Raw genomic sequence first — 12577 nt, forward strand, 5'->3', positions numbered from 1 at the left:
ATCAAATTGCTATTTCTGTGCTGCGGGCTCGGCATGCACCCAATAGCTAAAAGCCTCATCTTCATCGTTTTTAAGGTGCAATAATGCAATATTTGACTTGGGGGTTTTCCAGATTTTGAGCACCTCATCTTTTGCCACATCGGCCTTAAAAAGTTGCTTAAACTGTTCATTCAACAGCTCTTTATCGCCTTCAAAATTCGCATTTCCATATAATTTTGTCATATATGCAGACAGCGCATCCCTTTCTTTCTTTCCCAGATTAATTATGTTTTGTCTATAATCGATCGAATCAAAAGCAACTGTCAGTCCTGAATAAACCGTATTTCCTGATTTTCTATTCAGAATGCGAAATTGATAGCCTAGTGTACCATTGGTTGTATAGCCTGTATTTTGATTGATATTGTCTATTCTGTTCCAGTCCACATTCAAGAAATCTGCATTCGCATTTATCTTGATATAGGTAGAATCCTTTACAACCCTCTTGTTGTCTTTATAACCTGACAGATAAGTTTTATAGGTACCGGGCAAATAAAAGTAGTGTCCCCATGCTGATTTCAAAGAAAGCGAACCTGTGCCCTTCGCTAAAAGATTGACTCGACTGGGACTTCCCTCTACTTCCCAAAAAAGAGAATCAAGTTCACTATACTTAACCGGAAGGCCAATCCATTCTTTTAGCTCATCAATGGTGCTGTCTTTCATGGTAAAGACCACCATATTAAATATATTGGCTGTTTTAACATCCGTTTCGAGGCGCAGTGGCATCATTGTTAACGATTCTTTGGGAATTTCTTCGTCCGTATCCAATTCGTTGTATTTATCAGAACAGCTGGCCATGAGCAGAAGGGAAAAAGCAAGTAAACTTAAATAGTTGAACATTGTAAACGAGTTAAAGAGATAAATTATGTGGTTGTAAACACGCAAATATACAAAATATTTAATTAATTAAATAAAAAGCACAACAATTTTCTATTTCCTTTAATTACCCACTGTATATCGTTCAAAGACACTTTGCAAGGCATAAACACGTTTACCCAGGTTTGCTATTTGTAGCTAAAGCGCACCTTTCGAATGCGCTTTAGTCTTCCAAAATAGAGCTTTTTATTTTCGCTGCCTGTCAGTCCATCGGCCGATCAATCGGCTCGTCACAAAACTGACCAGTGTGCCTACCGCAGCCGTCAATGCCGTCTGCAGCACGTCGCCCAGCGAAATACTGGCCCAGATGGAACAGATCGTTCCACCGAGTGCTGAGATGCGCATATCATTCCACCTCATCCGCTCCACTCCTTTCTTTGGGTAACATGGCGTGTTTCGATTCGTCAGCCGGGGGCCTTGGAGCGCCCTGAAATGTGCCACTCGATTTATTCCGTCCGTCATCCGCATCCTTATCCTCCTCCATGACGGTCTTCACAATACCCAGACCTAACGCAATATATTTCAATATATTTCCAGCCTTTGCAGGCAATTTAACAGGCGCCGCAAGAACCACCTGCAGCACCAGTCCTATTTTGTTTAAGATTTTTTTCATACTTACAGCTTTTTAAAATCATTCCCTTATTTATTCGAGCACTATAGGAGGACAAAGAATTGAAAGCATGGCATTACAACTACCAATCCACCAATACCAACTTCGATAAATCAGCAGGTAAAGGAATAGAAAATATAGCGTTCTGACTGTCAAGATCTGACGGGATCTGGCGTACATATGAATCACTGTCTGAGCACAGCGAGTTTGATTCATATAGCCAGAGAACTAAAAAGATGACACAAAAGAAAGAATGCAGCGCAAATTCATGTCCTCCAAATTTCTACCGAATATTCAAATACACTTCATCACCTTGATCCCACAGGCTATACACCAACGCTTTAAGCTTTGCTAAAGCTTTTCCACTATAATCTCCTCGGCCTTCACCAGTTAAAGTCGTCACAGGCGCGATGCAGCCCTGCAATTCTTTCCATGCATTGTTAGCGGCATGGATCAGAATAGCTTCCCGTCCGAGCACGATTGGAATGCCAATCTGTTCCCCATGCTTGGGGTAGCGCCGCTTTTCGAGTTTGTACTGGCCTATGGGGATGCAACTGATCCGTGGAATGTTATTTCGGTCGGGCAGCTCAATCGTATGGCAGATCACCTCGCCCTGATAGGTGATGGTACCGTTGGTTCCCTGTGCGCCATATTTCCGTTGGAGCAGCAGGACATGTTTGTTTTTCATTTCGTGGAGTACCCTAGATAACGTGACCGTGAATACTTTTTACCTTTTCTGTCGCAGAACAGCAAGTAAACGTGAAAACTGTCGGCTTCGAAGCCTGCAGGGAGGAGCAAGATGACCTGCCCATCGTATCGTCTCCAGACCTTTTCGTTTATAAAAGCATATCCCTTTTCAACCTGATAAGCACAAAGGATAATCTGATCGTCCAATGGATATAGGTTATCGCTAGGAACTGTATACGTGACTATTATGCGATCTTTTTCGCGTGTTAGTATAGGCATATTTGCTGGTGCAATGGAACCGTCGCTCAAAAGAACCAGTGCTGGGTCTACCACAGGCCCTTCGGCCTCATGCCTGATTGCGATACGCAACGTGTGACTCAAGGCCTGCCCGAATGGAAGCGACCTTTTTCGCTTGGCCTGTTCAGCAAAGCCTTTTTTGATCAATCCATTGAGCGGAGCCAAAAAGGCACACGCAATTTTAAATGTTTCCCGAACGCGCAGCTGCGCAGGAGTCGGCGCTTTTTTTACCATAATAAAAAGAGATAAAAAGGCTGAGCCAGATCGACTCAGCCCGTTAACATTAGATCAACTGTAGCTCGCCTAGATATACGCTTTTAGACACCTTCGTTTTTGAACGGTTGGACAAAAATAACCAGGTGTGTACCGAACCAGTCGTGAGATGGTCAGGCACCATAAAGGATACCACCCCCGTCTCCCGCGTACTTGGCTTGGTGGAAGAGATAAACTCATCCTTTTCGGGGTGGTAAGCGAGCACATAGACGAGATCGTCACCAAAGGTTTCGAAAACGTCGCTACCGCCCGTGGACCAGCTGTAGGTCAATTCGCCCGAATCGTAGGCAACTGCTACCGTTCCACCACCGTACAGGCCCCCGTCTGCAATGCTGATGTTGCCATAGTCGAGCGCATAGTTTGGATAAACGCCCGTAATGGCCCTGTTCAGATTAAATTGAAATGCCGCATTGATCGGTGTCAATTTTTCTGTGTTTTTAAGGCCGAAGCCAATTTTTAAAAAGAAGTTGATGGGCAGTAGGAAACGCATCAGCGTTTTGAATTTTTCCTGCTGCATCATCTGTGCTTCCGATGCGGGCTTCGTTCTTTTTTTGTAAAGCCCTTTAATGTAGTTGATACTCTTCCAGCTACTTCCGATTACTGAGCCGGCTTTACCCTTAAAGCCTCCATTTGCTCCATGTACAATAGTTCCCATGTGTTATCGTCAACCCTTTTTTCATACCGGTATTTCTGATTGACATAACAAACATAAAACACTTTAAATCAATAACAAATACCATAAAAATGAATGACCGAACACTGACCGATAGGCTTCGTATTTTTGACTGATCATAGACTGGCTGCACAATCGGCTGCACAACTGGCTGCACACTAGAAATGTATTGTGCCGGAGGAATCCGGCAATCAAAATGAAGCGCATGGTGCGGGTAAGCAGGATAGTCTATGTCATTTTAGTACTGCATGGTAAAATGTTCTGCTGTTGTTTAGAAGAAGGATATGTTCTGATTGACAAAATTTGTTGAAATCTCCTGCTGCCGGATGATCTTTGGTAGGTACATAATAATGGGTCGCAATATCGTCTGCATTCCGCCAGAGCATACAGTATGCCATTGGCCATTTCGTTAAGATGGGTTGCAAAATCGTAGTAAACCAGTTTGGATCGGTAATCCGTTCGAGACCCGTTTCGGTCAATGCCGCAATCTTACCTTTTTCCACTGCTAAAGCCGAAACAATTTCCATCTTCATTCCGGCTGCTGCTGGATCATTGGCACCATCAGGTCGAAAATCCCAATAATTGTCCATGCCTAGAATATCCACATATTCATCACCTGGAAATTGGGTAAGATATTCCGCCCGGGTGTAAAACTTACAGTCGGGGGAAAACGCATAGAGCAATTGGTGAACGCCCAGCTCTTCTCGCAGATAGTGAACGGTATAGCGCCATAACTGAACAAATTCTTCCTTAGTAGCATGCCCCTTTCCCCACCAAAACCAATCGCCATCAAACTCATGAAAAGGTCTGAAAATAATCGGAATAGCTTCTCCATTCGGCCCCTTACACTGCGCCAAGAAATCAGCTATCCGATCAAGATAAGATTGATAAACAGCATTCGAAGTGCCCCCTGGCAAAATTTGGCTCACGGCAAGCTGCGGATTACTTTTCCATTCGTAGGATCCACCGTTTACAGGATTTGACATGTGCCATGAAAAGGTAATAATCCCTCCTCTTCGATACATATCCTTCACCACCTTTACAAGCCTTTTGGTTTCACTTTCCCGATAGCCCTTATCCTCATGTGTGAGTTGTTGAAAATCGAGCCCCAGCAGTGCTGGGTGACTGCCTGTTATTTCTTTTATATCACTCCGGTTGGAGTCTCCCCTCCAATATCGGCCATAACAAAGTGCATCCTGTTGGCCCAGAAGGACTTTTCCTTTTGATTGAACTGCTTTTAAGTAGTTGTACAACGCTACGGTTTCACTTGTGGCCATACGATCAATAGGTCCATTGGATTGCGCCAAAAGATTATTGAAGAGCATTGCGAACAGGATCAAGTAGAAAGTAACTTTTCTTTTCATCATATCATTCTAAAATTTTCGATCATTTCCAAACACATGCGCCCATTGTGGTAAGGGCACTTCCAGAACCCAGCTTTATCTTCTTTATCATTTACCTTTGCATTTTCAAGCCTACTCCAATACCATTCGCCCCTCTCCTTATCGATTAAATTTGACTTGATATAGGACCATATATTTTTCGCTTTTTCGGTGTAGGACAAGTCATCCAATAGCCGTCCTAAATATGAAAAACCGACTACAGCTTCCGCCTGTACCCACCAGTGGCGCTCACGGTCCCAATGTCCGTTATTTCTTTCATAAGCTAAGCTATTATCTGGCAAAATACCCTCCACTGCCGCACGACCGATATGGATAACCACAGCTTTCACTTTCTCCAGCAGATCCGGATCACCGAGAACCTTGGCTGCTTCCAACAATAGCCAAACCGCTTCAATATCGTGTCCAAATGATTGCGCTTCGCCTTTTACCTGCCATGTTTCATCAAAAAAGAGCTGGAGATGTCCCGTAGCTTCGCTATATATCCTTTCCAGGAATAAGGTTATCAAATCAGCCTGTGCCTTCATCAGGTCTTCATCCATCCATACACGGAGTAGGTTGGTATAAGGTTCCAAAATATGCAGGTGCGTATTCATGGTCTTTGCTTCGTTTTCATCTTTCGCGCTGAGACGCATATCGGCAATGGGTTGCCAGTCTTCAGTAAAAGCTTCCCTGTACCCGCCTAATTCATCATCTTTGCAGCGTTCGATCTGATAAAATTGTTTTTTTGCATAGTCCAGTGCCTCCGGATAGCCCGTTGCACGGTAATATTCGGAAAACGCATAGAGTGCAAATCCCTGGGCGTAAGTTTGTTTTTTACGGTTCACTGGATGCCCTCGGAAATCAAGTTCCCAATACACGCCACCATACTGTTTATCCAGAAAGTAGTCCCTAAGATAGCAGTACGCTCTTTCTGCAATCTGCCGGTAGGCATCGCGCCGTAGAACACGGTAAGCAGCGGAAAATGTCCACAGGATTCTCGCATGCATCACCACTCCTTTGTTGGCATACCTATGCAATACATTGTTCCCGTCAATGCGGCCAAAAAAGCCACCATTCTCCGAGTCCACCATTTTGTCCATCCAATAGGGAAGGATATTATTTTCAATTTCTTCTTTAAAACCTCTCATTGTTTCGAACTTTTCTCTTTGGATCACGTGCGACGCGCTGCAAGCTGTGCAGCAATCCCTTGCATCCTTTTCTCTGTCAGCGGATAAAGACTGATAAACACAATGGACAATACTGTTCCTATGGCTGGAAATAGGCTCAAAAACATTTTTATTCCACTCAGCGTCTCCTCCGACTGCAGCTGGTTGGCCTGAAAGCCAAAATAGCCAAGCAACCAGCCGGTTACTGCTGTCCCGAGCGCCCAGCCCAATTTTTGGCTCATCGACGACGAACTAAAGATTAGACCTGTTGCCCTATTGCCTGTCTTCAACTCCGAATAATCCGCACAGTCGGCATACATAGACCACAGTAATGGAAACACTGTTCCAGCGCAGCTACTGATCACGATCTGCAGGCCAAAAATTCCCCAAATCTGGCTCTCATCGAGCCAATAGAATACGATACTACCTCCTGTTGCCACGAGCATAGCTAACATAAATGTATTTTTCTTCCCGATTTTATTGCTCAATGGAGCCGCCAAAACTACGCCTATGATATTGGCGATCTGACCCAATGCCAGGTAAAGGCCACTCAACACAAAGGGAATATTCAGCAACACAATTTTACCATAATGCGCTTCGTGGACATAATACTTGAAATAATAAAGTGCTGCCCCATCGCGAACCGAATTGAATACCAATGTTGAAACTCCTGCTCCCAATAAAATCCACCAGGGACTGTTGTTCAATAAATCTTTGATATCCTGCTTGAGACTACTTTTGGTATCCGTTACCGGCTGAACCCGTTCACGCGTCCAAGCAAAGCAGAGCAGAAATAGAACGACGGCGCAGAGCGCAATAACCGCTGCAGCCATCACCCATCCCTGCTGCTGCGCTTCTATGTGCGTGTTGTAGCCACTAAAAAAATTGACCATTGGATTGAAGAGCAATAGCGTCACGAAACTTCCGAGATAGGCAAAAGTCATTCGGAAAGTGGCCAATACACTTCTGGTTTTGGGCGACGCACTCATTACCCCTAACAAAGAAGCATAAGGTACATTGATGGCTGAATAGACCATCATCATGATCGAATATGTCACATATGCATACAGCAGCTTGCCGCTTTCCGCCAGTGCTGGCGTGTAGAACGTAAACACCCCAATGACGCCAAAGGGTACCGCTACATACAGCAGGTAGGGTCTGAATTTTCCCCATTTAGACTGCGTACGATCTGCCAGCACACCAATAACAGGGTCAAACAAAGAATCCCAGACACGTGTAACCAGAAACATGGTGCCCACCACTTTTGCTTCCATCCCGAAGATATCGGTATAGAAAAACATCAGGTACATGCTAAACAATTTCCAGAACATGGACGAAGCGGCATCCCCTAGCCCATAACCGATTTTTTCCTTTAATGTAATATGTTCCGTTTTACTCATTATTCTCGTTTTGCGATAAATTTAAACATTTTATTGGTTTAAGTTTTTCGAAATAATCTTTACCAGCGTCTCGACAGATGTTTTTGACCGCATGCCATCCGCTGTTGTAGACAAGCAATAATCCACTAGTTTTTCGATTGAAGATACGGCCACGTGCATGCGGGTATCACTAGAGGCATAATAAAGATAAACTGTTCCATCGTCATCGGCTATCCAGCCATTGCTAAAAAGTACATTTGAAACATCACCGACGCGTTCCTCGCCCATTGGTGCCATCAGATGGCCGGCAGGTTCAGCAATGAGTTTGTCCGGAGCAGCGAGATCTGTCAGATAAACATACAGGACATAGCGAAGACCAGCAGCACATGCGCGGACGCCATGCGCGAGGTGCAACCAGCCTTTCGGCGTTTTTATGGGTGCGGGCCCTTCGCCATTTTTTAACTCCTTGATGGTGTGATAATACCGATGATTTATAATTTTTTCTTCGCTTACAATCGCATTCTCCATCGTATCCACCAGTGCCCATCCGATTCCACCACCACTTCCAGTATCGATAAACCCATCCTGAGGGCGGGTATATAAGGCATATTTTCCGTCGACAAATTCGGGGTGCAGCACCACATTGCGCTGCTGGCTCTTGGCGATCAAATCGGGTAGCCTTTGCCAGTGCTTTAGATCTTTTGTCCGTACAATTCCCGCTGCCGCCACGGCCGAAGATAAATCGCCGGAAGGTGCTGCCGGATCTTTCCGTTCCGAACAGAAAATACCATAAATCCAGCCGTCTTCGTGCAGCGTCAAACGCATGTCGTAGACATTGGTATCAGGATTGTCCGTCTCGGGAAGATCGACCGGAAAATCCCAGAACTTAAAATTGTCGATTCCATTTGGGCTTTCTGCTATGGCAAAGAAAGACTTGCGGTCATTTCCTTCGACCCGTACGACCAACAGGTATTTATCGTTCCATTTGATCGCACCGGCATTAAAGGTTCCATTGATACCAAATCGTTCCATCAAAAATGGATTGCGCTGTTCGTTTAAGTCGTATCGCCAGAACAGCGGTGTATGCGCCGCCGTAATGACCGGATTCTGATAGCGTTGATAAATGCCGTTGCTGTCCTTCACTGGGTAGTTTTTTCTTTCCAATAGGGCAAAGTAATCTGCTTCAACGTCTTTAAGACGTTGTTCAAATAATGTACTCATGATTCGAATTAAATATAAAGTAAGTTCTTCTGTATGTTTGATTTATCTTTCTTTTCCAACTTGGAGGGTGCGTCTAAACAGGTCCAATCCAGCCTCGTAAAATGCATTCCCGGTGCTATGTCCATGCTGCGGAAAAGCCATCCATGATTTTTCACTTTTCACCTGATTGTAAGCGGCAAAATTGATGTGTGGCGGACAAACGTTGTCCTGCACGCCAATGCCCATGACCAATGGTACACGGATTCGGCTGGCCAGATTTTTAATATCGAAATAGGAAAGCGTCTGGTACACCTTTTTCCAGCTTACCTCCGGATGTTGTGCCCGGTAATGATCCACATCCGATTTTGGCCAGGGTGCGATTTTGAAATAATCCTGAAAATCGGATAAAAAAGGAATACCAATGGCCAATGCCTTTACACGAGTATCCAGCGATGCGGCTACGACCGACAATGCGCCTCCCTGACTTGATCCGCGCACAGCAATACGCTCCCCATCGATTTCATCCCTTGAGCTGACAAAATCCAGCGCACGCAGCACATCCATAAATGCCCCGCGATAGTAATACGTATTTTTATTGTCTATCCCGTAGGTAAACCAGGTACCGAAATGATTGGACTTCTCATTCAATGCCTGTCCGCGGATGGAAAGTACAAAATAGGCAAACCCATCCCAGCTTTGATTCGGAAAATAGGGTTTTGACCCATAGCCCATATACTCCACAATGACGGGGTGCTTTCCTGCTTTTTTAGGTTTAGCGTAGTAGCCCATGATCAGTTCATTATCCAGCGAGCGCATGGATACGTGGTACATCTCATAATCGAGCTTGGACTGCTCTGGAATCAGCATCAGTTGATAATCTGGCTGTACGCTAGCGAGCTGCGCTTTATTGGCCTTCCAGAATGTATCAAAATCTGCTGCTTCATCGTTCGGCGAAGCAATCTTTTCGGGCTCATAACCTACGTTCACCTGCTCTTCCAGCTTTTGGCCCCCATCCATCTCCACAGACACCTTGTAGCGGTAAAATCCCGGCTCGGCATTTTTTAACCCAAAGGTACCCATGGTAGCTGTCGCATGTGCGGGAATATCGATCTTCAACTCTTGCGATTTGACCGGTTTATACGCATCCGTGGTCACTACAATCCTGACGGTTGCACGCAGTGATTTTTTACCTTTGTTTTCTATGGTCGGTGCTATGGCGATACTATCCTCACCCAGAAAAATATAATCGTCATCCTGTACGTTAACTTTCAGCTTAAGTTTATCGACTGTTGAAGCGGGCTCTACCGTCATTACAGCTGCATTCAAGAAGCCGCCATTGGGGCTCCACCCATCAAAAAATTTGATGGCAATCACATTGTCACCGGTAAGATCAAGTGCTTCCAGGGGAACAAAATACCGACGTTGCTGATCAAAGTAGCCGGCAAAATTAGGCGGAAACTCCCCCGTTTTACCGACTAATATTCCATTGACATACACTTCTTCACAGGCTGCAAATTGACCGAGGTCGATTTGCACGCCTTCTGCCTCGGCAATTTTTTGCTGCATCGGCGCCGGAAAGACCAGTTGCTTGCGGTACCAGCCAAAACCCAGTTGTAACAGTTGCCCCTGCTCTTTGAGCGGTTTATCAGAAACCACGCTTGCCCAATGTTGATCCCGATAGTTTTTTGCGTTCCAGCTGCTGTCCTTGCCTTCACCTGCATGAAACTTCCAATTGGCACCAACATTATGGGCCATACTATTCTTAGCCTGCTGCTGCGCGTGACCTTTTAATGCTGCCGTACCATACAGCAGCATTAGCAGTGCAGTTTTTACAACGTTGCTCATTTATTGTTTCTTTTTAAATCTTGTCGCACCATTTTTCCCCAGGGTTTGAGCTGGCTTTCCGACCAGCCATATGCTGGCACCTGTTCATCCGCAATCATGGAGCAGCTTTCATTTTTGTCCGCGATAGACCAGGCTATCCAGCTGAGTTTATGGCGATGCATCCATTCCCTCCAGATTGCCCATTCCTCTTGGTCTATCGGTCCGTTACCGTCGGCATTCATCCCCGCACATTCCGACACAAAAATTGGAATACCTTTGGCCAGCGCATAGTCGGCACGGTCGCGAAGAAACTGCTGATGTGTACCTGCATAGAAGTGTACCGTATACATCAGGTTAGTAAATCCTTGGATGGGGTTATCGGCGACAAGATGGATATCCTGATCCCAGTTTGGGCAGCCCACCAAAATGATATTGTCTGGATCTATGGCCCGAATAACAGGTATTACTTCCTTTGCATAGGCTTGGATTTCGTCCCAGCTTGTCTCCGTGGGTTCGTTAAATATTTCATAAATGACATTTGGATAACTTCCATATTTTTGCGCTACGGTGCGAAAGAAGGCCTTGGCCTCTTGCGGATGTAGCTGATGTGCATGCCAATCAATAATGACGTATATGCCCGCGGCTATTGCTGCATCGATCACGGTATATAGATGCTTCAGCGCTGCCTCGGGATTTTGTAAGTACGCCTGATCAGGCTCTACACCAATAGCCGCGCGGACAACCTGTATATTCCAGTCTCTTTGAAGCCAGTCAATGGTCTGCGCCTGATAAAAGCGGGGCCACCAGTTGTGCCAGCCCAAGCTTACGCCATGGAGCGCCAGGGTATCGCCGTGTGCATCGAGTAGTGCTGTACCCGACACCCGGAGCTGACCGTGTTGGGCAACGACTGTTTTATCATCTGCTTGTGGACTGTTCCATGCCGATCGGCAAGCCAGTGCCAGCAACATAGTTACCAGCAGCATGGGGTAAACATATCTTTTCAACCGGCCTCCTATTTTTTAACAATACGAATATTAACGATACTAAAGTCGTCGTTAGTTTCAGCAGTTGGCTGAAAAACAAAGACAAAGTTGTTCCAGCCCATTTGCAAATACGATCCATTTGGCTGGCCATCATCTTTAAAAAATTCGATCAGCGGATGCCGTACCGTTTTCCATTTTCCATAGGTATTGAAAGAGCCGTTTGCTGCTAAATTCCACCGCATTTGGCTGCGTCCGCCATCCATAATAAAATTACCCACGCTAATTGGAGCCGTCGTTTTTGTATTGATTTCAAAATGTACTTCATAATCTTTGGGATTGGCAACTATCTGCGCATCCTGCATATCAAAACCCGACCAAAAGAATTGATTCCAGGACCATGCGCCTGAGCTTTGATGGAAACGTATAAATTTGGCAAAACCAGGTAACGGTTTGGGATCACCCGTAGCGGTGCCATCTGTTATGAAGTCCGATAAACTATTCATATCGACAATTTGAAGTCCCCTGTCGCGGTAACGAATACTTTTGGGTGTTTCCATCAAATCGCTGGACAGCGTCATCACAGCCCCTTCCGGTGCGCCTGCCGGCACAACGAAATACAGCGAATCACTGGTGGCCCTAACTGGTTTGATACTCGTGCTATTAAACATAAACTCCCCATCCGTCTCATTCAATTTGTAGAGATCCATATATTTACCCAACACAATAGTGGTATCTCCCGGGCTGGCAAATTCATTAAAAAAGCCATCAATTACGACGTTGGGAATCTTAACCTCGAAGGGGAATTCGGTTGATCCCTTTTCTGTTACTACCGTAATTTTATTCGTGACAACCGCTGGTACGGCCCGGGGTACTGCCAATGTGATGCGCGAGCGGACGGCATAGATTGTTTTTAAGTCGACTTCCACATCGTTAAAGCGGATTGATTTTACCTGCGCCAGATTATCTCCCTGCAAGACAATCATCTGGGTCAGTTCGCCAGCTGTAATGGCCGTTTGGAGATCCGCTGCCGTAGAAATCTTCTGTACCGAAGGTGCCCCGTTTGAAGTGAGCTGATTGTCGTAGTTATCGTCGTATTTCACAATATCTTTCTGACAAGAAGCTCCCGCTGTCAGCAGTGCCAACAACGATAAGCTAAAATATGTAGATTTATTTATTTTCATAATTTACTAA

General features: G+C 45.3%; 13 protein-coding genes. All 13 read right to left on the reverse strand.

Going from position 1 to position 12577, the window contains the following annotated elements; genetic code table 11:
* Nucleotides 1-9 precede the first annotated feature (9 nt).
* Complete coding sequence (locus B3139_RS05260; RefSeq protein WP_293880503.1) at nt 10-876, reverse strand: hypothetical protein; 867 nt, start codon at nt 874-876, stop codon at nt 10-12.
* A 222-nt stretch (nt 877-1098) separates the two neighbouring features.
* A complete protein-coding gene (locus tag B3139_RS05265; RefSeq protein ID WP_293880505.1) occupies nt 1099-1272 on the reverse strand; it encodes a hypothetical protein in 174 nt (57 codons plus the stop codon).
* The gene (locus B3139_RS05270) at nt 1259-1525 is read right to left on the reverse strand and encodes a hypothetical protein (RefSeq protein ID WP_293880507.1); all 267 of its coding nucleotides are present in this window, start codon (nt 1523-1525) and stop codon (nt 1259-1261) included. The genes B3139_RS05265 and B3139_RS05270 overlap by 14 nt, the downstream gene beginning before the upstream one ends.
* A gap of 280 nt (nt 1526-1805) precedes the next feature.
* Nucleotides 1806-2210, reverse strand: coding sequence for a DUF5675 family protein (locus B3139_RS05275; protein ID WP_293880509.1), 405 nt, complete (start codon nt 2208-2210; stop codon nt 1806-1808).
* Nucleotides 2207-2740 carry a DUF6266 family protein gene (locus B3139_RS05280; protein ID WP_293880511.1) on the reverse strand — a complete coding sequence of 178 codons (534 nt, stop codon included), beginning with the start codon at nt 2738-2740 and terminating at the stop codon, nt 2207-2209. The genes B3139_RS05275 and B3139_RS05280 overlap by 4 nt, the downstream gene beginning before the upstream one ends.
* A 49-nt stretch (nt 2741-2789) precedes the next feature.
* A complete protein-coding gene (locus B3139_RS05285; RefSeq protein ID WP_293880513.1) occupies nt 2790-3434 on the reverse strand; it encodes a DUF6266 family protein in 645 nt (214 codons plus the stop codon).
* Between the two features lie 251 nt (nt 3435-3685).
* Complete coding sequence (locus tag B3139_RS05290; protein WP_293880515.1) at nt 3686-4819, reverse strand: glycoside hydrolase family 26 protein; 1134 nt, start codon at nt 4817-4819, stop codon at nt 3686-3688.
* Complete coding sequence (locus B3139_RS05295; protein ID WP_293880517.1) at nt 4816-5982, reverse strand: AGE family epimerase/isomerase; 1167 nt, start codon at nt 5980-5982, stop codon at nt 4816-4818. Before B3139_RS05295 ends, B3139_RS05290 begins: the two co-directional genes overlap by 4 nt.
* A gap of 23 nt (nt 5983-6005) precedes the next feature.
* Nucleotides 6006-7400 (reverse strand): MFS transporter, encoded by a 1395-nt coding sequence (locus B3139_RS05300; RefSeq protein WP_293880519.1) that lies wholly within the window; start codon nt 7398-7400, stop codon nt 6006-6008.
* A gap of 30 nt (nt 7401-7430) precedes the next feature.
* Nucleotides 7431-8600, reverse strand: coding sequence for a glycosidase (locus tag B3139_RS05305; protein WP_293880521.1), 1170 nt, complete (start codon nt 8598-8600; stop codon nt 7431-7433).
* Nucleotides 8601-8642: 42 nt separating this feature from the next.
* Nucleotides 8643-10424 carry an acetylxylan esterase gene (locus B3139_RS05310; protein ID WP_293880523.1) on the reverse strand — a complete coding sequence of 594 codons (1782 nt, stop codon included), beginning with the start codon at nt 10422-10424 and terminating at the stop codon, nt 8643-8645.
* Nucleotides 10421-11407: a glycoside hydrolase family 5 protein gene (locus tag B3139_RS05315; protein WP_293880525.1), complete on the reverse strand. Its 987-nt coding sequence runs from the start codon at nt 11405-11407 to the stop codon at nt 10421-10423. Before B3139_RS05315 ends, B3139_RS05310 begins: the two co-directional genes overlap by 4 nt.
* A gap of 8 nt (nt 11408-11415) precedes the next feature.
* Nucleotides 11416-12567 carry a glycan-binding surface protein gene (locus tag B3139_RS05320; protein WP_293880527.1) on the reverse strand — a complete coding sequence of 384 codons (1152 nt, stop codon included), beginning with the start codon at nt 12565-12567 and terminating at the stop codon, nt 11416-11418.
* Between the last annotated feature and the right edge of the window lie 10 nt (nt 12568-12577).

The sequence above is a fragment of the Sphingobacterium sp. UBA1498 genome, assembly GCF_002325125.1.
GTDB lineage: Bacteria > Bacteroidota > Bacteroidia > Sphingobacteriales > Sphingobacteriaceae > Sphingobacterium.